General features: G+C 69.1%; 22 protein-coding genes. 18 read left to right on the top strand and 4 right to left on the bottom strand.

Annotated features, from left to right (window positions below):
* The first annotated feature begins 55 nt into the window (after positions 1–55).
* The 6 genes from infA (at position 56) to rplQ (ending at position 3,217) form a co-directional block, all read left to right on the top strand.
* Positions 56–277 carry a translation initiation factor IF-1 gene (gene infA, locus PA27867_RS14770; RefSeq protein WP_022883252.1) on the top strand — a complete coding sequence of 74 codons (222 nt, stop codon included), beginning with the start codon at positions 56–58 and terminating at the stop codon, positions 275–277.
* Positions 278–360: 83 nt separating this feature from the next.
* Positions 361–474, top strand: a complete 114-nt coding sequence (gene rpmJ, locus PA27867_RS14765; RefSeq protein WP_035834639.1) for a 50S ribosomal protein L36 — start codon at positions 361–363, stop codon at positions 472–474.
* A gap of 191 nt (positions 475–665) precedes the next feature.
* Positions 666–1,040, top strand: coding sequence for a 30S ribosomal protein S13 (gene rpsM / locus PA27867_RS14760; RefSeq protein ID WP_066597575.1), 375 nt, complete (start codon positions 666–668; stop codon positions 1,038–1,040).
* Positions 1,041–1,082: 42 nt separating this feature from the next.
* Positions 1,083–1,481, top strand: coding sequence for a 30S ribosomal protein S11 (rpsK, locus tag PA27867_RS14755; protein ID WP_066597573.1), 399 nt, complete (start codon positions 1,083–1,085; stop codon positions 1,479–1,481).
* A gap of 164 nt (positions 1,482–1,645) precedes the next feature.
* Complete coding sequence (locus tag PA27867_RS14750; protein ID WP_066597571.1) at positions 1,646–2,635, top strand: DNA-directed RNA polymerase subunit alpha; 990 nt, start codon at positions 1,646–1,648, stop codon at positions 2,633–2,635.
* Positions 2,636–2,686: 51 nt separating this feature from the next.
* On the top strand, positions 2,687–3,217 hold the full coding sequence (gene rplQ / locus PA27867_RS14745; protein WP_066597569.1) for a 50S ribosomal protein L17: 531 nt from the start codon (positions 2,687–2,689) through the stop codon (positions 3,215–3,217).
* A 202-nt stretch (positions 3,218–3,419) separates the two neighbouring features.
* On the opposite strand, the gene PA27867_RS14740 is transcribed toward rplQ, so the two are convergent.
* A complete protein-coding gene (locus tag PA27867_RS14740) occupies positions 3,420–5,528 on the bottom strand; it encodes an acyltransferase family protein (RefSeq protein ID WP_157109247.1) in 2,109 nt (702 codons plus the stop codon).
* 64 nt (positions 5,529–5,592) lie between these two features.
* On the opposite strand from PA27867_RS14740, the gene truA reads away from it, so the two are divergent.
* From truA to PA27867_RS20750, 5 genes are all read left to right on the top strand, one after another.
* A complete protein-coding gene (gene truA / locus PA27867_RS14735) occupies positions 5,593–6,576 on the top strand; it encodes a tRNA pseudouridine(38-40) synthase TruA (protein WP_335582764.1) in 984 nt (327 codons plus the stop codon).
* 185 nt (positions 6,577–6,761) lie between these two features.
* Positions 6,762–7,208 (top strand): 50S ribosomal protein L13, encoded by a 447-nt coding sequence (rplM, locus tag PA27867_RS14730; protein ID WP_066597567.1) that lies wholly within the window; start codon positions 6,762–6,764, stop codon positions 7,206–7,208.
* A 50-nt stretch (positions 7,209–7,258) separates the two neighbouring features.
* Positions 7,259–7,744 (top strand): 30S ribosomal protein S9, encoded by a 486-nt coding sequence (gene rpsI, locus PA27867_RS14725; RefSeq protein ID WP_066597565.1) that lies wholly within the window; start codon positions 7,259–7,261, stop codon positions 7,742–7,744.
* 24 nt (positions 7,745–7,768) lie between these two features.
* Positions 7,769–9,145: a phosphoglucosamine mutase gene (gene glmM, locus PA27867_RS14720; RefSeq protein ID WP_066597562.1), complete on the top strand. Its 1,377-nt coding sequence runs from the start codon at positions 7,769–7,771 to the stop codon at positions 9,143–9,145.
* A 184-nt stretch (positions 9,146–9,329) separates the two neighbouring features.
* Entirely contained in the window at positions 9,330–9,731 is a 402-nt protein-coding gene (locus PA27867_RS20750) for a hypothetical protein (RefSeq protein WP_157109246.1), read from the top strand.
* Positions 9,732–9,755: 24 nt separating this feature from the next.
* On the opposite strand, the gene PA27867_RS14715 is transcribed toward PA27867_RS20750, so the two are convergent.
* The 3 genes from PA27867_RS14715 to coaA form a co-directional block, all read right to left on the bottom strand.
* Positions 9,756–10,667: a glucose 1-dehydrogenase gene (locus tag PA27867_RS14715; protein WP_066597559.1), complete on the bottom strand. Its 912-nt coding sequence runs from the start codon at positions 10,665–10,667 to the stop codon at positions 9,756–9,758.
* A gap of 106 nt (positions 10,668–10,773) precedes the next feature.
* A complete protein-coding gene (locus tag PA27867_RS14710; RefSeq protein WP_066597557.1) occupies positions 10,774–11,364 on the bottom strand; it encodes a GNAT family N-acetyltransferase in 591 nt (196 codons plus the stop codon).
* Positions 11,365–11,392: 28 nt separating this feature from the next.
* Positions 11,393–12,349 (bottom strand): type I pantothenate kinase, encoded by a 957-nt coding sequence (gene coaA, locus PA27867_RS14705; protein WP_066597553.1) that lies wholly within the window; start codon positions 12,347–12,349, stop codon positions 11,393–11,395.
* A 33-nt stretch (positions 12,350–12,382) separates the two neighbouring features.
* Between coaA and glmS the strand changes: the two genes are divergently transcribed.
* The 7 genes from glmS to tsaD all read left to right on the top strand — a co-directional run bounded on the left by glmS (position 12,383) and on the right by tsaD (position 19,613).
* Positions 12,383–14,233, top strand: coding sequence for a glutamine--fructose-6-phosphate transaminase (isomerizing) (glmS, locus tag PA27867_RS14700; RefSeq protein WP_066597551.1), 1,851 nt, complete (start codon positions 12,383–12,385; stop codon positions 14,231–14,233).
* Between the two features lie 101 nt (positions 14,234–14,334).
* Complete coding sequence (locus PA27867_RS14695; RefSeq protein ID WP_066597548.1) at positions 14,335–14,691, top strand: holo-ACP synthase; 357 nt, start codon at positions 14,335–14,337, stop codon at positions 14,689–14,691.
* Complete coding sequence (gene alr, locus PA27867_RS21210; protein ID WP_066597547.1) at positions 14,688–15,827, top strand: alanine racemase; 1,140 nt, start codon at positions 14,688–14,690, stop codon at positions 15,825–15,827. Before PA27867_RS14695 ends, alr begins: the two co-directional genes overlap by 4 nt.
* Positions 15,828–15,833: 6 nt before the next feature.
* Positions 15,834–16,454 carry a tRNA (adenosine(37)-N6)-threonylcarbamoyltransferase complex ATPase subunit type 1 TsaE gene (gene tsaE, locus PA27867_RS21205; protein ID WP_236900721.1) on the top strand — a complete coding sequence of 207 codons (621 nt, stop codon included), beginning with the start codon at positions 15,834–15,836 and terminating at the stop codon, positions 16,452–16,454.
* The gene (locus PA27867_RS14680; protein ID WP_066597546.1) at positions 16,451–17,263 is read left to right on the top strand and encodes a sulfite exporter TauE/SafE family protein; all 813 of its coding nucleotides are present in this window, start codon (positions 16,451–16,453) and stop codon (positions 17,261–17,263) included. Before tsaE ends, PA27867_RS14680 begins: the two co-directional genes overlap by 4 nt.
* A gap of 143 nt (positions 17,264–17,406) precedes the next feature.
* Positions 17,407–18,042, top strand: a complete 636-nt coding sequence (gene tsaB / locus PA27867_RS14675) for a tRNA (adenosine(37)-N6)-threonylcarbamoyltransferase complex dimerization subunit type 1 TsaB (protein ID WP_066597544.1) — start codon at positions 17,407–17,409, stop codon at positions 18,040–18,042.
* Complete coding sequence (gene tsaD, locus PA27867_RS14670) at positions 18,042–19,613, top strand: tRNA (adenosine(37)-N6)-threonylcarbamoyltransferase complex transferase subunit TsaD (RefSeq protein WP_084021202.1); 1,572 nt, start codon at positions 18,042–18,044, stop codon at positions 19,611–19,613. The genes tsaB and tsaD overlap by 1 nt, the downstream gene beginning before the upstream one ends.
* The last annotated feature ends 9 nt before the right edge of the window (positions 19,614–19,622 follow it).

The raw sequence follows: 19,622 nt of genomic DNA, 5'->3' as shown, positions 1-19,622 counted from the left end.
TCTGGCCGCCACATCCACGCACGACCAGCAACCAATACTTTAGCGATAGTGAGTTATGGCCAAAAAAGACGGTGTCATCGAGATCGAGGGCGCAGTAGTCGAAGCTCTTCCCAATGCGATGTTTCGCGTTGAGTTGACCAACGGCCACAAAGTTCTTGCCCACATTTCGGGCAAGATGCGTCAGCACTACATCCGCATCCTCCCCGAGGACCGCGTGATCGTGGAGCTGAGCCCTTACGACCTGACCCGCGGTCGGATCGTTTACCGCTACAAGTAAAGCGTTGCTGTAAGTAACGGCCGATCTCGACAAGCTCGATCACCGGGTATCGGCACGAAGACAGCGAACATAAGGACACACCCATGAAGGTCAAGCCCAGCGTCAAGAAGATCTGTGACAAGTGCAAGGTCATCCGCCGTAACGGCAACGTGATGGTCATCTGCGAGAACCCGCGTCACAAGCAGCGTCAGGGCTAGTCACCTGGCAAGCTCAGCAGCCTCAGGGCTGGTCGAGCTTGTCGAGACCCGCAGGCCGATCTCACCGCGGTCCGCAGCTTTACAACTGAATACTTAGCAGTGCCGGGAACCCCTCGGGGTGACACCATCGGTTGGAGGCCGATGCACAGGCACTGTTACAGACCTCCACTCATCCCACAGGAGAAGCCACAATGGCACGTCTAGCCGGCGTAGACATTCCGCGCGATAAGCGCGTGGAAGTTGCACTTACTTACATTTTCGGTGTTGGCCGTACGAGGGCCCTCAAGACCCTCGCCGACGTCGAGATCGATGGAAACATTCGCGTCAAGGACCTGACTGACGAGCAGCTCGTCCAGCTCCGCGACTACATCGAAGGAACCTTCAAGATCGAGGGTGACCTTCGACGCGAGATCGCCGCTGACATCCGCCGCAAGGTCGAGATCGGTAGCTACGAAGGTATTCGTCACCGCAAGGGCCTGCCCGTTCGCGGCCAGCGCACCAAGACCAACGCTCGCACCCGCAAGGGCCCGAAGCGCACCGTAGCCGGCAAGAAGAAGGCGCGCTAGGCCTCGCCTAGCCCGTCTCGCCTCTAGGATTCAGGAGAAATCATGGCAGCACCCAAGTCGGCCGTACGGAAGCCGCGTAAGAAAGAAAAGAAGAACATTGTTGTGGGCCAGGCTCACATCAAGTCCACGTTCAACAACACCATCGTCTCGATCACTGACACCACCGGTGCAGTCATCAGCTGGGCGTCCTCAGGTGGAGTCGGCTTCAAGGGTTCGCGCAAGTCGACCCCGTTCGCCGCTCAGCTGGCCGCCGAGTCGGCTGCCCGCCAGGCGCAGGAGCACGGCATGAAGAAGGTTGACGTCTTCGTCAAGGGACCGGGCTCCGGCCGCGAAACGGCTATCCGTTCGCTGCAGGCTGCCGGCCTCGAAGTTGGTTCGATCAACGACGTGACGCCCCAGGCTCACAACGGTTGCCGTCCCCCGAAGCGCCGCCGCGTTTAATTCCTTTCAGTGACTGGCGATTGGGCTTGTCTGGGTCGAAAGATCCGGGCAGGCTCACTCGCCGTTCACCGCGACAGGGCGGCCAGCCACCCCGTCGAGTCTCACAACTTAACAACTCGCCACTAAGTGTCATATAGCGGACACTTCGCCGAAAGGAATCAATAGTGCTTATCGCACAGCGCCCCACGCTCACCGAAGAGAACATCTCGGAGTTCCGGTCCCGGTTCGTCATCGAACCGCTCGAGCCCGGCTTCGGCTACACCCTCGGTAACTCGATGCGCCGCACCCTGCTTTCCTCGATTCCCGGCGCTGCTGTCACCAGCATCCGCATCGATGGAGTGCTTCACGAATTCAGCACCGTTCCCGGGGTCAAGGAAGATGTCACCGAGATCATCCTGAACATCAAGGGACTCGTCATCTCGAGCGAGCACGACGAGCCGATCACCGCGTACCTGCGCAAGCAGGGCTCCGGCCAGGTCACCGCTGCCGACATCTCGGCTCCGGCCGGCGTGGAGGTTCACAACCCCGAGCTCGTCATCGCGACCCTGAACGACAAGGCCAAGTTCGAACTTGAACTGACCATCGAGCGTGGCCGTGGTTACGTGTCGGCTACCCAGAACCGCAACGAGTACTCCGAGGCCGGCCAGATTCCGGTCGACTCGATCTACTCGCCGGTTCTCAAGGTGACCTACCGTGTCGAGGCAACTCGTGCCGGTGAGCGCACCGACTTCGACCGCCTCGTCGTTGACGTGGAGACCAAGTCGGCTATCTCGCCTCGCGACGCCATCGCATCCGCCGGTCGCACGCTGACCGAGCTGTTCGGTCTGGCCCGCGAGCTCAACACGGCCGCCGAGGGCATTGAGATCGGCCCCGCGCCGGTCGACGCCGTTCTCTCGACCGAGCTGTCCGTGCCGATCGAAGACCTCGATCTGTCCGTGCGCTCGTACAACTGCCTCAAGCGCGAAGGCATCAACAACGTCAGCGAACTGGTCGCCCTCTCGGAGACCCAGCTGATGAACATCCGCAACTTCGGACAGAAGTCGGTGGATGAGGTCAAGGACAAGCTCGTTGAGCTTGGCCTGTCACTGAAGGATTCTGTGCCCGGCTTTGACGGTGCGCACTTCTACAGCGGCTACGACGAAGAAACCATCTAAGGCTCGTCGTTCCTCGACGCCTTTCGACTTTGATACTGGAGATTACCGATAATGCCTAAGCCCACTAAGGGAGCCCGTCTCGGTGGCGGACCGGCGCACGAGCGCCTCATGCTCGCGAACCTGGCCGCCAGCCTGTTCACCCACAAGTCCATCAAGACGACCGAGACGCGCGCCAAGCGCCTGCGTCCGGTTGCCGAGCGCCTGGTGACTTTCGCCAAGCGTGGCGACCTGCACGCTCGTCGTCGCGTTCTCGCGACGATCGGCGACAAGACCGTCGTGCACGAGCTCTTCACCGAGATCGCGCCCCAGGTTGCGCTCCGCGATGGCGGCTACACCCGCATCACGAAGCTCGGCTTCCGCAAGGGCGACAACGCCTCCATGGTGCAGATGGAGCTCGTTCTCGAGCCCGTCACGCCCAAGGTGAAGTCGAACAAGGCTTCCGCGAAGGCGTCCGCGCCGGTCGCCGAGCCCGTCGTCGAAGAGACCGAAGCCCCCGAGGCTGAGGTTGTCGAAGCCGACGCTGTCGAAGCTGAGACCGTTGAGGCCGACGCTGCCGAGGCATCCGCTGAGGAAGCCAAGTAGCATCAGCGTCATCTGCTGAACCTGTAGTACCTGAAAGGGCCCGACTTCGGTCGGGCCCTTTTTGTGTGCCCGGATGCGTTCACCGCACCTCTGGTGGGTGACCGCGCCCGCTATAGCGGGCGCGGTCGCCGACAGGCGGTGCAGCGAAGGCTAAGGAGCCTGCGGCACGGCGGCTGTCGGGCTTGGGGCCGTGGGGGAGAGGCTAGCGGGGCTGCGGGCGGAAGGCCTGCAGGGTGTCTGGGCCCGGCACCGGGGCCTGCGGCGCACCCGCCAGGCTGTCGAGCGCGGCCGCCACGGCGTCGGCGTAGATCGCGCCACCGGTGGGGCCGGGGTGGATGCCGTCGTCGGCGAGCACGTCCACGTGCGGGGCGATCGCGGCACTCCAGTCGGCCAGGGCGACGCGGGCGCGGTGCGCCGAGAAGTCCGCCAGCTCGGCGTTGACGCCCGGGGTCCAGTCCCGGTCGGCGAAGGCGTTGACCACGATGAGTTCGCGGCTCGGTCCGATGGAGCGCATGATGTCGGCGAGCTCGGTCTGGGAGATCGGGCCGTTGGTGCCCAGACCCACGACCACCACCGGGCGCAGGGTGCCGGCGTCGCGCTGCGCGGCGAGGATCTCCGGCGCGGCGTCCATGCCACGGGACACCTGCGCGTCGATCGCGATGCCGGGGAACTCCGCCTGCAGCTCGGCCGCGGACGCCAGCATGACCGAGTCGCCGACCGCGGTGATGGTCGAGCCGCGGGTGGCTTCAGCGGCCACCCCAGCGGCCTGCGCGGCGGCAGCGGCAGCGGCCTGAGCCTCGGCGGCCTCGGCCGCCCGGTCGAGCGCCTGCTGGCCGCGCAGCACCTCGGCCTGCGCGGAGGTCATCGATGGCGCCGTGAGCACGGATGCGGCGGTGCCCGCCACCAGCAGCACCGTCACGAGGGCGGCGCCCACGAGGGTTGCCCGCGGCCGACGGCGTCCCGGAACGACCGCCACCGGGCCCGCGCCGAGGGGCGCGGTGGTGGGGCGAGGGGCCCAGGCGCGCAGCCGGCGGAGCGCGCCGCGCAGGCCGAGGCGGCGGATCGGAGTCTCCAGCCAGCGGTACGAGAGCGCGGCGGCGGTGAGGGCGAGCCCCAGGGTGATGAGTCCGGTGCCCACGGTGCTCCAGGGGCCGGGGCCGACGGGTGCCCAGAGCTGCACGAGCACCAGCAGCGGCCAGTGCCAGAGGTAGAGGCCGTAGGACCGCTCGCCGAGGTAGCGCAGGGGAGCGGAGTCGAGCATCCGTCCGAACCGACCGTCGGCGATGGCCGCCCAGATGACCACGGCGCTGAGCAGGGAGACCAGCAGGAGGCCGCCGCGGTAGGTGACGGCGGAGTTGTCGGGTAGCCAGATCGCAGCGGCGAGGAGGCCCGCTACGGCGCCCGCACCCCACCAGGGGCGGGCGGCGGCGAGGGACCGTCGGAGCGGCGTGCGGCCGGGGCCGAGGTCATCGGGGCGCGGACCGGCCTGCGGAGCGATCTTGGCGTTCGAGCGCACCAGAGGGGGCTGACTCGCCGAAGGGGCGGGCCGGGGGCGCAGCAGCAGGGCCAGGCAAGCACCGATCAGCAGGCCGAAGCTGTGCGTGTCGGAGCCGTAGTAGACCCGGGTGGGGTCGCTGCCGGGCTGGAAGCCGACGCCCATCCACGCGGCCGAGGCCAGCGCGAGCGCGGCCACGAGGGCCAGGCGGAGGCCCGGGCTGCGCAGGCGCAGCAGCAGCAGGAGGATGAGCGGCCAGAGCAGGTAGAACTGTTCCTCCACCGCGAGAGACCAGAGGTTGCGGAAGAGCTCCGGTTGGCCGGAGTCGAAGTAGCTGGTGTGCGCGGTCAGGGACACCCAGTTGTAGCTGAACGTCGCAGTGCCGAGCAGCTTCCAGCCGAGGCCCACCAGAACGTCGCCGCCGATCAGCCAGGCCGTCGTGCATGCCACGAGCACCAGCGGCACCAGCGCGGGGATCAACCGGCGGGCCCGGTGCAGCCAGAACCGGCGCGGAGAGAACCGGCCGGTGCTGTCCCGCTCGGCCACGATCAGCCCGGTGATGAGAAAGCCGCTGATCACGAAGAAGATGTCCACGCCGATGAAACCGCCGCGAAGCGCCGGCGGGAACAGGTGGTAGACCACGACGAGAGCCACGGCGAGGCCCCGGAGTCCGTCGAGGCCGCTGAGGCGGCGACGGCCCGGCCCGGTGAGGCCTGCGACTCCCGCGGCGCCGGTGGCACCGGATGCCGGGTCTGACCCGGCTGCGGAGAGGGCTGTGGCGGGGGAGTGGGGGTCCGTGCGGAAAGTACTGGTCATAGCGAGGGGGGCCCGTCGAAGGCCCGTCCTACGATAACCCGGCCGGGCCTCTACACTGACCTCTGTGAGTTTTCCCGAGCCCGTAGACGGCCTTCCGCTGCCGGTGCTGACGGACCTCAACCCGGATGGCGCGCTCGCGGAGCCGTCCGATTCGATGCCCGAACCCGGCTCCACGCGCATCCGCCTCGACGTGGCGTACGACGGCACGGGCTTCTTTGGCTGGGCCCGCCAGCCCGGCTACAAGACCATCCAGGGCCAGATCGAGGAGGGCCTGGGTGCCATCCTGAAACGGCACCAGCCCACGCCGGACCTCGTGGTCGCCGGGCGCACCGACTCCGGCGTGCACGCTCTGGGCCAGGTGGCCCACTTTGACCTCAATGCCGACCAGGTCGACAGCCTCGTGCGCGTCAAGCGGGGTCGGGGCACCCCCCGGTACCCCAACGAGCTGGCGTCGATGGTGCAGCGCCGACTTGGCGGCATCCTGGTCACCCAGCCCGAGATCGTGATCCGCAGCGCCACCATCGCACCCCCCGGGTTCGACGCGCGCTTCTCCGCGCTCTGGCGCCGCTACGAATACCGCATCGCCGACACCCAGGCGCTGCACGACCCGCTGCAACGGATGCGCACCACCTGGCACGGCTTCGCCCTCGACCTTCCCGCGATGCAGGAGGCCGCGGCCACCCTGATCGGGCTGCACGATTTCGCCACCTACTGCAAGCCGCGGCCGGGGGCCACGACCATCCGCACCCTGCAGTCCTTCGACTGGCGGCGCGACCCCGACGGGGTGCTCGTGGCGACGGTGCAGGCCGACGCATTCTGCCACTCGATGGTGCGCGCGCTCGTGGGCGCCTGCGTATCGGTGGGCGAGGGCAAACTCGTGGGCACCCGCCTGGTGGACCTGCGCATCGAGCGCGCCCGCACCAGCGAGTTCAAGGTGATGCAGGCACATGGGCTCACCCTCATGGAGGTGGGCTACCCGGAGGACGCGGGTATGGCCATCCGTGCCGCGCAGACGCGGGCGCGCCGGGAGCTGCCCGAAGACGAGTGAGTTCGCACGGATCTGGTCTGCGGAGTTGTGCCGCAGTTACCCGGTGAACTAGTGTTGACCTTTGGTGTCTGAGCGTTGCAGCCAGGCCCGCGAACGTGAGCCCTCCATCGATCGTGTTCTCCTCGAGAACACACCCGGAGCGGGATTCACGAACACCTCCGTTCGAACAAGAAAGCAGCACAACAGTGACGCGCACTTATACTCCCAAGGCAAGCGAACTCCAGCACGACTGGGTCGTCATCGATGCCACCGACATCATTCTGGGTCGGCTCGCCAGCCACGCCGCGATTCTCCTTCGCGGCAAGCACAAGGCGACCTTCTCCCCCCACATGGACGGTGGCGACTTCGTCATCATCATCAACGCCGAGAAGATCGCCCTCACCGGCGCGAAGCTCGAGCAGAAGAAGGCCTACCGCCACTCCGGTTACCCGGGCGGCCTGACGGCTACCACCTACGCGGAGATGCTCGAGAAGCACCCCACCCGTGCGGTTGAGAAGGCGATTCGCGGCATGCTGCCGAAGAACTCGCTCGGCCGTGCACAGCTGCTGAAGCTCAAGGTCTACGAAGGCCCGCAGCACCCGCACGCTGCGCAGCAGCCCAAGCCGTACACCCTCAGCCAGGTCGCTCAGTAGCGTCGGCCCCCAGACTTCTCGATATCTAAGAAAAAAGGATTCACACCATCGTGGCGAAGATCGCAGACCAGATTGACGCAGCTCCCGAGAGTTACTCCACCGAGACTCCCGCTGAAGCAGCAACCAAGGCGCCCCGCGCCGTCCTCAACGTTCCCGGCGCAGCCGTGGGCCGTCGCAAGCAGGCCATCGCCCGCGTGCGCATCGTCCCGGGCGCCGGCAAGATCGTCGTCAACGGGCGCGAGCTCGACGACTACTTCCCGAACAAGCTCCACCAGCAGCTCATCAACGACCCGTTCAAGGTCCTCGACCTGCTCGGCAGCTACGACGTCATCGCCCGCATCACCGGTGGTGGCCCGTCCGGCCAGGCCGGCGCGCTGCGCCTCGGCATCGCTCGCTCGCTGAACCAGATCGACGAAGAGAACAACCGCGCGATCCTCAAGAAGGCCGGCTTCCTCAACCGTGACGCTCGCGTCAAGGAGCGCAAGAAGGCCGGACTCAAGAAGGCCCGCAAGGCGCCTCAGTTCTCGAAGCGCTAACCCGTTAGTCGAGTTCGCACTCATATGGCTCGACTATTCGGCACGGACGGCGTCCGGGGCCTGGCTAACCGTGATCTCACGGCTGGCCTGGCCCTGGGCCTCGCCCAGGCGAGCGCCGTGGTGCTCACCTCGGGCCGCCGCGCTGAGCTCCGCCGCGCACAGGGCCGTCGCCCCGTCGCCGTGGTCGCTCGCGACCCCCGTATTTCCGGTGAATTCATCACCTCCGCCGTTGCAGCAGGCTTGGCCAGCTCCGGCGTAGACGTGTTGGACGCCGGCGTCATCCCGACGCCCGCCGCCGCGTTCCTCATCGCCGACATCGGCGCAGACTTCGGCGTGATGATCTCCGCCTCGCACAACCCTGCGCCCGACAACGGCATCAAGTTCTTCGCCTTCGGCGGCACCAAGCTTCCCGACGACGTGGAGGACCGTATCGAGGCGGTTCTCGCCGCCGGCGACCAGCTGCTCACCCCGATCGCCGGTGACGTGGGCCGCATCCGCCGCTTCGCCGACGCCGAGGACCGCTACGTCGTGCACCTGCTCGGCACCCTGCCGCACCGGCTCGACGGCATCCACGTGGTGCTCGACTGCGCCCATGGCGCCGCCGCCGGCGTCTCGCCGCAGGTCTTCACGGATGCCGGCGCCCGCGTCACCGTCATCGGCGCCGACCCCGACGGCCTCAACATCAACGACGGGGTGGGCTCGACCCACCTCGACAACCTCGCCCGCGCGGTGCTCGAGCACGGCGCCGACGTGGGTATCGCCCACGACGGCGACGCCGACCGCTGCCTGGCCGTGGACCGCGACGGCAACATCGTCGACGGCGACCAGATCATGGCGATCCTGGCCGTGTCGATGGCCGAACGCGGCGTGCTCACCGACAACACCCTGGTGGCGACGGTGATGAGCAACCTCGGCCTCAAGAAGGCCATGGCCGCCAATGGCATCAGCATGATCGAGTCGAAGGTGGGCGACCGCTACGTGCTCGAGGAACTCGACGCCCACGGGCTCTCGCTCGGCGGCGAGCAGAGCGGGCACGTCATCATGACGAAGTTCGCCACCACCGGCGACGGCATCCTCACCGGCCTGCACCTCGTGGCCGAGATGGCGCGCACCGGCAAGAGCCTGGCCGAGCTGGCCAGCGTCATGACGGTGTTCCCGCAGATCCTCGTGAACGTGCGCGGCGTGGACCACCACGCCCTCGCCGGCGACGAGGTCATCGCCCAGGCCATACGCGACGCCGAGCTCGAACTCGGTGACACCGGCCGGGTGCTGCTGCGTCCCTCCGGCACCGAGCCGATGGTGCGGGTCATGGTGGAAGCCGCCGACCAGCCCACCGCCGACCGCCTGGCCCACGCCCTGGCCGAGGTCGTACAGTCCCGCCTGGCCCTGCCCGTCGCCTAGACACCCCCGCTCCCGCGCTCGGCTCGAGGGATCTCGACAAGCTCGATCACCGCAAGGGTCGCGCCCGTCTCGCCCGTTGCGTTGGTCTCGGCGGTCTCGGCCGTTGCGTCGGTCGAGCTTGTCGAGACCTCGTGACCGGGTCTGCGTCCGTTCCCGTCTCGTCGGTCGAGCCTGTCGAGACCTCGTGAGGGTCGTCGCGTACGCGTTCGGCTCGCGTGATCTCGACAAGCTCGATCGCCGTATGGGTTGCGCCGGTCTCGGCCGTTGCGTCGGTCGAGCCTGTCGAGACCTGGTGAGGGTCGTCGCGCGCGCGTTCGGCTCGCGTGATCTCGACAAGCTCGATCGCCGTATGGGTTGCGCCGGTCTCGGCCGTTGCGTCGGTCGAGCTTGTCGAGACCTCGTGACCGGGTTTGCGTTCGTTCCCGTCTCGTCGGTCGAGCTTGTCGAGACCTGGTGCGGGGTGGTGTGTGCGCGTTCGGGTTGCGGGATTTCGACAAGCTCGATCGCCGTATGGGTCGCGCTGGTCTCGGCCGTCGCGTCGGTCGAGCCCTGGGAGCGCAAAAAGCGGGCGGCCAGGAGAACCTGACCGCCCGCATCCGTCCTGCTGCCGTTACGGCGTGGGCATGCCGCCGTTCACGTTCAACGTCTCGCCGATGACGTAGCTGGATTCACCCGACGCGAGGAAGACATAGGCCGGGGCCAGCTCGGCCGGCTGGCCGGGACGCCCCAGCGGGGTCTGCTCGCCGAACTCGGGCAGCTCCTCGGTGGGCTGGCCGCCCGCGGTCTGCAGCGGCGTCCAGATCGGTCCGGGTGCCACGGCGTTGACCCGGATGCCCTTCGGCGCCAGTTGCTGACCGAGCGCCTTGGTGAACGCGTTGATCGTGGCCTTCGTGGAGGCGTAGTCCACCAGGTTCTCCGAGGGGGAGTAGGCCTGGATCGAGGTGGTGTTGATGATGCTCGAGCCCGGCTTGAGGTGCGGCAGGGCCGCCTTGGTGAGCCAGAACATGGCGTAGACGTTCGTCTTGAAGGTCTCGTCGAACTGCTCGTCGCTGAGCTCGAGCAGGTCCTCCACATGCTGCTGCTTGCCGGCATTGTTCACCAGGATGTCCAGGCCGCCGAGCCCGTCGACCGCGCTGCCGATGATCTCGCGGCAGAAGGCGGAGTCGGTCAGGTCGCCGGGCAGGGCGACGGCGGTGCGGCCGGCCTCCTCGATGAGCGCGACGATCTTCTTGGCGTCCTCTTCCTCCTCGGGGAGGTAGGAGATGGCCACATCCGCCCCTTCGCGGGCGAACGCGATGGCGACGGCGGCGCCGATGCCGGAGTCGCCTCCGGTGATGAGGGCCTTGCGTCCGGTGAGGCGCCCGGAGCCGCGGTAGGAGGTCTCCCCGCGGTCAGCGGTGTTGTTCAGTTTGGCGTCCAGCCCGGCGCCCTTCTGGGACTGCGCGGTGGTATCGATGTCGGCGTACTTCTTGGACGGGTCTTCGAAGGTGTACTGGTCAGAGGACAATTTTGTACCTTTCATCGGTCGTCGGCGTGCCGCCGCCGCGGGGTGGCAGGCACAACTGAACAAGCCTAGAACGGGCGGTCTGAGCGCCTGCTGCGAAAATTCTGACGGTTCGTGACGACTGTCAGTTTGCGCCGTCCCGACCGCCGGACGGGTCGGTGAGGGCAGTTTCGGCGGGCTTTCCGACGGCGGGCAGACGGTACCGCACGTGTCGCCGCAGGGCCGAGTCCGGGGCGACCCGCGGGTGGTCGAACTCGCCGGCCGGACGCATCCCGAGCCGCTCCATGACCTTCCGTGAGCGGATGTTGACCACCGCCGTGATCGAGTTCACCTCGGCCAGCCCCACGGTGTCGAAGCCGAACCGCAGGGCCGCCATCGCTGCTTCGGTGGCGAAGCCGTGGCCCCATGCCGTCGGCGCCAGCCGCCACCCCACTTCGACGCCGCCGGCACCGGGGATGCCCTCCGGCAGGGGAGCGAGACCGGTGAAGCCGATGAACTCGCCGGTGTCCAGTCGCTCGAGCGCCCACAGCCCGTAGCCGTGCGTGTCGAACAGCGCGTCGGCGCGTGCAGCGAGGCCGTCACTCTGGGCGCGGTCGAGGGGAGCGGGGAAGAAGCGCATCACCTCGGCATCCGCGTTGAGCACGGCGAACGGCGCGCGGTCGCTGTCGAGCCAGCGCCGCAGAAGAAGCCGCCCCGTGCGCACCTCGAAATCCATAGCTCCACCGTAGCCGCGCCCGCCAGGGTCAGACCTTGCGGAGCAGCACCTTGTCGACAGTGTGGTCGGAGTCCTTGCGCAGCACCAGTGTGGCGCGGGAGCGCGTGGGGCGGATGTTCTGCAGCAGGTTGGGCTCGTTGATGGTGCCCCAGATGGTGCGGGCGCGCGCCCGGGCCTCGTCCTCGCTGAGCGAGGCGAACCGGTGGAAGAACGACTTGGGGTTGGTGAACGCCCCGCGCTGCAGCCCGAGGAAACGCTCCTCGTACCAACGTGAGATGTCGGAGGTGCGCGCATCCACGTAGATGGTGAAGTCGAACAGGTCGCTGACCGCGAGCCCGTGGCCCGGCGCCGGCGGCTGCAGCACGTTGAGACCCTCGACGATCAGGATGTCGGGCTGACGCACGACCACCTGCGCGTCGGGCACGATGTCGTAGTTGAGGTGCGAGTAGAACGGGGCGCGCACCTCGGCGGCGCCGCTCTTGATCGCGCTGACGAAGCGCAGCAGCGCACGCCGGTCGTACGACTCGGGGAAGCCCTTGCGTTCCATCAGCCCGCGGCGGGCCAGCTCGGCGTTGGGGAAGAGGAACCCGTCGGTGGTGACCAGCTCCACCCGGGGGGTGTCTTCCCAGCGGGCGAGCAGCTCACGCAGCAGCCGCGCGATGGTGGACTTGCCCACCGCCACCGACCCGGCCACGCCGATCACGAACGGGGTGGCCCCGGCGCGCTCACCGAGGAAGTCGCTGGTGTCGCGATGCAGTTTGCGGGCGCCGGCGGCGTAGAGGTTGAGCAGCCGGCTGAGCGGCAGGTAGACATCCGACACCTCGTTGATGTCGAGCGGCTCGCCCAGGCCGCGCAACTGCACAACCTCGGTTTCACGCAACGGCAGCCGGGTCGAGGGCGCGAGGGAGGCCCACACAGCACGATCGAGCTCCACAAAGGGGGTGCTGTGACCGGTATTACCTGGGCTCACCAGCGGCTCGGACATCTACGCAAGCATAGTGCGACTAAAATCAGGCCCATGTGCGGAATCGTGGGATATGTCGGAGACAACAAAAGCGTCGAAGTGCTCATGGGTGGGCTGCGTCGACTTGAGTACCGGGGCTATGACTCGGCGGGAATCGCGGTGATCGACGCGAACGGCAAGCTCAACACGGCCAAACGTGCCGGCAAGCTCGCGGTGCTCGCGGCCGAGCTCGAGGCGCACCCGATTCCGAACGGTGTCACCGGCATCGGTCACACCCGCTGGGCCACGCACGGTGGACCCACCGACGGCAACGCGCACCCGCACCTCGGTGACAACGGCAAGCTCGCCCTCATCCACAATGGCATCATCGAGAACTTCGCGCCGCTCAAGGCCGAACTCCTCGCCGAGGGCTACACGTTCCTCAGCGAAACCGATACCGAGGTGGCCGCTGTGCTGCTCGGCCGGGAATACCAGCGTGTCGGCGACCTCGCCGAAGCGTTCCGCACCGTCGTGTCCCGCCTGGACGGCGCGTTCACGCTGCTCGCCGTGCACGAAGACCAGCCCGGCGTCGTCGTCGGCGCCCGCCGCAACTCGCCCCTGGTCATCGGCCTGGGCGAGGGCGAGAACTTCCTCGGCTCCGACGTCGCCGCATTCGTGGAATACACCCGCCGCGCCGTCGCGATCGGCCAGGACCAGATCGTCACCATCACGCCCGACCTCGTCACGGTCACCGACTTCTTCGGCGCGCCCGTCGAGGTCGAAGAATTCGACATCGCCTGGGACGCCTCCGCCAGCGAAAAGGGCGGCTGGTCCTCCTTCATGGCCAAAGAGATCTCCGAGCAGCCGGATGCCGTCACCAACACCCTGCGCGGCCGCATCCACGACGGCCAGGCCGTCGTGCCCGAGCTCGAGGCCTTCGGCGACGACGTGCTCGCCGGCATCCGTCGCATCGTGATCGTCGCCTGCGGCACCGCCGCCTACGCCGGCCAGACCGCCAAGTACGCCATCGAGAAGTGGGCCAAGGTGCCCGTGGACGTGGAGCTCAGCCACGAGTTCCGCTACCGCGACCCGGTGCTCGACGACCACACCCTGGTGATCTCGATCAGCCAGTCCGGCGAGACCATGGACACCCTCATGGCCGTGAAGTACGCCCGCGAAGCCGGCGCCAAGGCCATCTCGATCTGCAACACCCAGGGCGCCACCATCCCGCGCGAATCCGACGCCGTGATCTACACGCACGCCGGACCCGAGGTCGCCGTCGCGTCGACGAAGGGCTTCACCGCCCAGATCGCCGCGCTGTACCTCTTCGCGCTGCACCTGGCCCGGGTGCGCAACACCCTCTCGCTCGAGGAGCTCGCCGAGCAGGTCGCCGAACTGCAGGCCATCCCGGAGAAGCTCGCCACGACCCTGCTGCAGGGCGAGGCCGTGCACCAGCTGGCCACGTGGATGACCGACACCCGCGCGGTGCTGTTCCTGGGCCGTCACGTGGGCTTCCCGATCGCGCTCGAGGGTGCGCTCAAGCTCAAGGAACTCGCCTACATCCACGCCGAGGGCTTCGCCGCCGGTGAGCTCAAGCACGGCCCGATCGCGCTCATCGAGCCCGGCCAGCCGGTCTTCGTGGTGGTGCCGAGCCCCCGCGGCTCCGCGCACCTGCACCCCAAGGTGGTCTCCAACATCCAGGAGATCCGCGCCCGCGGTGCCCGCATCATCGCGATCGCCGAGCAGGGTGACGCCGCGGTGCTGCCGTTCGCCGACTCGGTGTTCCACATCCCGCTGGCCGCCCCGCTGTTCGAACCGCTGCTGGCCGTGGTGCCGCTGCAGATGTTCGCCATCGAGCTGGCCACCGCCAAGGGCCTGGACGTGGACCAGCCGCGCAACCTGGCCAAGTCCGTCACGGTCGAATAAGTCACAGCCAGCCGGATGCCCAGGGCCCGCACCGCTCCACCGCGACAGCGGTGCGGCGCGCACCCTGGGCATTTCGCCGCCACCCACGGGATGAGGACACGTTGATCAAGGGCATCGGGGTCGACATCGTCGACCTGGCACGCTTCGACCGGCAGGTCGCCCGCACCCCGGGGCTGATCCCGCGGTTGTTCGCGCCCGCCGAACGCGCACTGCCGCCGCACTCGCTGGCGGCCCGGTTCGCCGCCAAGGAAGCGCTGATCAAAGCGCTCGGCGGCAGCGTGGGTGCAAGCTGGCAGGAGTTGGAAGTGGTCTCAGACCTCGACGGCAACCCGTCCTTCGCACTGACCGGCGTGGCCGCGGCGGCCGTGGCCGCGCGCGGCATCACGGGCGTGCACCTCAGCCTCACCCACGATGCCGGCGTCGCCTGCGCGTTCGTGGTGTTGGAGGGCGACAAATGAGCAGCGCCTTCCGCGAGGCGGTCATCGACCTCGCCGCCGTGCAGGCCAACGTGGCCCACCTGCGCAGCCTCATCGGCACCCGGCACACCATGGCCGTGGTCAAGGCCAACGGCTACGGTCACGGCGCCGCCCCGGTGGCCCGCGCTGCCCTGGCCGGGGGAGCGGACTGGCTCGGCGTCGCCGACCTCGACGAGGCCCTGGCCCTCCGCGCCGCCGGCATCGACGCCCCGCTGCTGGCCTGGCTGCACGGCCCCGACACCGACTTCGCCGCCGGGATCGCCGCCGACATCGACCTCGGCCTGTCCTCGGCCGCGCAGGTGCGCCAGGCGGCGGGTGCGGCGCTGAGCGTGGGCCGCACCGCATCCGTGCAGATCAAGATCGAGACCGGTCTCAACCGCAACGGCGTGGACGAAGCGGACTGGGCCGAGGTGTTCGGCCTCGCTGCGGCGTTCGAGCGGGTGGGCCGGCTGCGGGTGCGCGGCGTGTTCAGTCACCTCGCCAACACCTCCCCGGCCGACGACGAGTCCGCGCTGCTCAGCTTCGACCGGGGACTGGAGGCCGCCGCTACGGCCGGTCTCACGCTGGACCTGGCGCACCTGGCCTCCACCGCGGCCGCGCTGCGGCTGCCCGCGGCCCGGCACACGATGGTGCGGCTGGGCATCGGCATCTACGGGCAATCCCCGTTCGACGACGCCGACTCCGCCGCGCTCGGTCTGATTCCCGCGATGACCCTGCGCGGACGGGTCGCCGCGGTGCGCCAGGTGGCCGCCGGCGCGGGCGTCTCCTACGACTACCTGTGGCGGGCCGCCACCGACACCACGCTCGCCCTGGTGCCGCTCGGCTACGCCGACGGGGTGCCCCGGCAGGCCATGAACGCCGCCTTCGTGGCGATCAACGGGGTGCGTCACCCCGTGGTGGGCCGCATTGCCATGGACCAGTTCCTGGTGGACGTGGGCGCCGTGCCGGTCGCCGTCGGCGACGACGTGGTGCTCTTCGGCGACCCCAGCACCGGGGCGCCGAGCGCCGCCGAGTGGGGCGCGGCGGCGGGCACCATCAACTACGACATCGTCACCCGGGTGGGTTCCCGGGTGCCCCGGCGGTACGTGGGCGCGCCCGCCAAGAGCGCGGGGGAGTAGCCGCCGATGCGCCGCATCATCGACGACCCCGAAGCCATGCACGCGCTGGGCGTGGAGCTGGCCGGAGTACTCCGCGCCGGGGACCTCATGGTGCTCACCGGCCCGCTCGGCGCCGGCAAGACCACCTTCACCCGCGGCCTCGGCGAGGGGCTGCGAGTGCGCGGCCCGGTCACCAGCCCCACCTTCGTGCTCGCGCGCACACATCCGAGCTTGGTCGGCGGCCCGCCGCTCGTGCACGTGGATGCCTACCGGCTGAACAGCGCCATGGAACTCGACGACCTCGACATCGATTTCGCCCGCTCGATCGCGGTGGTGGAGTGGGGCCGGGGGTTGCTCGAGGGCATCACCGAGTCCTGGCTCGACGTGGAGATCGTGCGGCCGCTCGGCGCCTCCGAGGCCGTGGGTGGCACGGCGGGCTCTGACGCCGATGCCGATGCCGATGAGATAGACGCCGACCTCGACCGCGCGGAGCCGCGCACGGTGACGATCACCGGAGTCGGACCCCGCTGGGAGTCCGGCCTCGGCCTCGCCGCCACGGCGGGCACGGGCGGCGACGCTACCGGGTCCACGCCCGCCGCCGCCCCCGATCACAGTGGCGCCGGCCCTGATGGGCCGACGACCGAATGAGCGCCACCCCGGCGACCCCGGCCGCGCCCGCGAGCCCCAAGGGCACCTGGTACTGGCTCGCCCTCATCCTCACCGGCCTGATCGGCGGACTGCTCTCGGGTGTCTTCGGCGTGGGCGGCGGCATCGTGATGGTGCCCCTGCTCATCTCCCTCGTGCACATGAACCAGCGCCAGGCCGCCACCACCTCGCTCGCGGCCATCGTGCCCACCTCCATCGTGGGGTCGATCACCTACCTGGCCAACGGCCATATCGACCTGGTCGCGGGGGTGATCATCGCCAGCGGCGCCGTGGTCGGGTCGATAATCGGCAGCAACCTGCTGCAACGCATCCCCCTGTTCTGGCTGCGCTGGTTGTTCATCGCGCTCCTCGTGGTCGTCGCCGCGCGCATGGTGGTCGTCGAGCCCGAGCGCGGCGCCGCCCTGGAGCTCAGCGTGCTCGTGGTGCTCGGCTACCTCGCGCTCGGCCTGGCGATGGGGGTCGCGTCCGGCCTGTTCGGCATCGGTGGCGGCGTCATCGCGGTGCCGGCGCTGGTGGCGGTCTTCGGTGTGAGCGACCTCATCGCCAAGGGCACCTCCCTCCTGGTGCTGGTGCCCACGAGCATCGTCGGCACCATCGCCAACCTGCGGGCCAAGCTCGTGGACCTGCGCGCCGGCCTCGTGGTGGGCGTCACAGCCACGGTGGCCGCGGTGCCCGGGGTGGCGCTCGCGCTGCTGATCCCGCCGCGCCTGTCGAGCATCCTCTTCGCCGTGCTGCTCATCCTCGCCGCCGCCCAGCTCACCGTGAAGGCCCTCCGCACTCCGCGCCCCTGACCGCACGCCCTCGCGCGCGCTCAGCTGGTCCCCGTGCGGACAAATGTGTCCGGCGCACCGGCCGCATTTGACCGATGTGGAAACTGTCGTGGGCTCCGTGGGCCCCGGCGAGCGGATGCGCCGGGGCCGCATAGGCTGGACGGGTGCTCCTCGCCATCGATACCTCCGCCGGCACCAGCGTCGCCGTCGTCGACCTGACCCAGGGTGTGATCGCCGAACGCGGCATCCCCGACACCATGCGCCACGCCGAGGTGGTCGGCCGCCTCATCCAGGAGTGCCTCACCGAGGCCGGCATCCCCGTCACGGCGCTCTCCGGCGTGGTCGGCGGTATGGGCCCCGGCCCGTTCACCGGCCTCCGTGTCGGCATCGCCGCCGCGCGGGTCTTCGCCCTCGGCGTCGGTCGGCCCCTCGTGCCCGTGATCAGCCACGACGCCATCGCGTACGGCCACTACCGCACCGGCCACACCGGTCCGCTGCTCGTGGTCACCGACGCCCGCCGCCGCGAGGTCTACTGGTCGGCGTACAGCGGGGCGGATGCGGCGACCCTGCCCGTGCGCATCGGCCCGCCCGCGCTCGCCAAACCCGCCGAGCTGCTCGCGGACGACTTCGCCCACGCCGGGATGCCCCGCCTGGACGCCACCACCATCTCCGCCGGAGACCTGGGGATGGTCGCCGAACTTACCTTCGCCGCCGGTCGCCCGTTCGCTGCCGACGACGCGCTCTACCTGCGCTCGCCCGACGTGACGGTGTCCAAAAACGGCCCCAAGCGGGTGAGCTGATGACCTGGCAGCTGCGCCGCGCCACCGCCGACGACGTCGACGCGATCATGGCCCTGGAGACGTCGATCTTCGAGAACGACGCCTGGTCCACCGAGATGATGGCCCGCGACGTCGCCGACCCCGGCTGCTACTACCTGGTCGCGTTCCCGCCCGACGCCCCAGACCACATCGTCGCCTACGCCGGCCTGCAGGCCGCCCAGCGGTCGCCCGAGAGCGATATCCAGACCATCGCCGTGGCCGAGGAAGCCCGCGGCCGGGGCCTCGGCCGGGTGCTCATGCAGAGCCTGATCACCGAGGCCCGCAAGCGCGGCGCCCGCGAGACCTTCCTCGAGGTGCGCGCCGACAACCCCGGCGCCCAGCACCTCTACCGCTCGCTCGGCTTCGAAGACCTCGGCGTGCGCCGCGGCTACTACCAACCAGACAACGTGGATGCGATCGTCATGCGCCTGCCCATTCCCCCCGCCGAGATGCAGTTCACCACGGATGCCGCCCCCGCCCGCCCGCTCAACCGCACCGACCCGCTCGTGCTCGGCATCGAGACTTCCTGCGACGAGACGGGCATCGGCATCGTGCGCGGCACCACCCTGCTCTCCAACACCATCGCCTCCTCCATGGACGAACACGCCCGCTACGGCGGCGTCGTGCCCGAGGTCGCCGCCCGCGCGCACCTCGAGGAAATGGTGCCCGCCATCCGCGCCGCGCTCGCCGAGGCCGAGGTGCGGCTCGACGAGATCGACGCCATCGCCGTCACGAGCGGCCCCGGCCTCGCCGGCGCGCTCATGGTGGGCGTGGGCGCCGCCAAGTCCCTGGCGCTGGCGCTCGACGTGCCCATCTACGCCGTCAACCACCTCGTCGGACACGTCGGCGCCGACCTGCTCCGCGGCGAGGGTGTCACGACGGATGCGCCGCTCGAATACCCCACCATCGCCCTGCTGGTCTCCGGCGGGCACACCTCGCTGCTGCTCGTGCGCGACCTCGTCTCCGACGTGGAGCTGCTCGGCGAGACCATCGACGACGCTGCCGGCGAGGCCTTCGACAAGGTGGCACGGGTGCTCGGCCTGCCCTACCCGGGTGGCCCGCAGATCGACCGGGTGGCCGCGACCGGCGACCCCACCGCCATCCGTTTCCCGCGCGGACTCAGCCACCAGAAGGACATGGCCCAGCACCGCTACGACTTCTCCTTCTCCGGCCTGAAGACCTCGGTGGCCCGGTGGGTGGAGCAGAAGCAGGACGCCGGCGAGACCGTGCCGATCGACGACGTCGCGGCGAGCTTCCGCGAGGCCGTAGTCGACGTGCTGCTCACCAAGGCCGTCGCGGCGTGCACCGACCTCGGGGTGCCCCGGCTGCTCCTTGGCGGCGGCGTGATCGCCAACGCCAGGCTGCGCCAGGTGGCCCAGGAACGTACCTGTGCGGCGGGCATCGCCCTGCGTATCCCGCCGCTGTCGCTCTGCACCGACAACGGTGCCATGATCGCCGCCCTCGGCGCCCAGCTCATCATGGCCGGGCACGCTCCCTCCACCCTCGACTTCGGTGCGGACTCGACCCTGCCGGTGTCGCTCATCCAAGCCTGAAACCGCAGT

Origin of the sequence: Cryobacterium arcticum, from assembly GCF_001679725.1 — a bacterium.
GTDB classification, from domain to species: Bacteria; Actinomycetota; Actinomycetes; order Actinomycetales; family Microbacteriaceae; genus Cryobacterium; species Cryobacterium arcticum_A.
Note: the sequence above shows the minus strand (reverse complement) of the source record. Positions and strands in the feature narration are given on the sequence as shown.

Bases quoted from the DNA above. Each gene is read 5' to 3' on its own strand.
- infA (WP_022883252.1), top strand. From the start codon at position 56: ATGGCCAAAAAAGACGGTGTCATCGAGATCGAGGGCGCAGTAGTCGAA.
- rpmJ (WP_035834639.1), top strand. From the start codon at position 361: ATGAAGGTCAAGCCCAGCGTCAAGAAGATCTGTGACAAGTGCAAGGTC.
- rpsM (WP_066597575.1), top strand. From the start codon at position 666: ATGGCACGTCTAGCCGGCGTAGACATTCCGCGCGATAAGCGCGTGGAA.
- rpsK (WP_066597573.1), top strand. From the start codon at position 1,083: ATGGCAGCACCCAAGTCGGCCGTACGGAAGCCGCGTAAGAAAGAAAAG.
- rplQ (WP_066597569.1), top strand. From the start codon at position 2,687: ATGCCTAAGCCCACTAAGGGAGCCCGTCTCGGTGGCGGACCGGCGCAC.
- PA27867_RS14740 (WP_157109247.1), bottom strand. From the start codon at position 5,528: ATGACCAGTACTTTCCGCACGGACCCCCACTCCCCCGCCACAGCCCTC.
- glmM (WP_066597562.1), top strand. From the start codon at position 7,769: ATGGCTCGACTATTCGGCACGGACGGCGTCCGGGGCCTGGCTAACCGT.
- PA27867_RS14715 (WP_066597559.1), bottom strand. From the start codon at position 10,667: ATGAAAGGTACAAAATTGTCCTCTGACCAGTACACCTTCGAAGACCCG.
- PA27867_RS14710 (WP_066597557.1), bottom strand. From the start codon at position 11,364: ATGGATTTCGAGGTGCGCACGGGGCGGCTTCTTCTGCGGCGCTGGCTC.
- coaA (WP_066597553.1), bottom strand. From the start codon at position 12,349: ATGTCCGAGCCGCTGGTGAGCCCAGGTAATACCGGTCACAGCACCCCC.
- glmS (WP_066597551.1), top strand. From the start codon at position 12,383: ATGTGCGGAATCGTGGGATATGTCGGAGACAACAAAAGCGTCGAAGTG.
- alr (WP_066597547.1), top strand. From the start codon at position 14,688: ATGAGCAGCGCCTTCCGCGAGGCGGTCATCGACCTCGCCGCCGTGCAG.
- tsaE (WP_236900721.1), top strand. From the start codon at position 15,834: ATGCGCCGCATCATCGACGACCCCGAAGCCATGCACGCGCTGGGCGTG.
- PA27867_RS14680 (WP_066597546.1), top strand. From the start codon at position 16,451: ATGAGCGCCACCCCGGCGACCCCGGCCGCGCCCGCGAGCCCCAAGGGC.
- tsaD (WP_084021202.1), top strand. From the start codon at position 18,042: ATGACCTGGCAGCTGCGCCGCGCCACCGCCGACGACGTCGACGCGATC.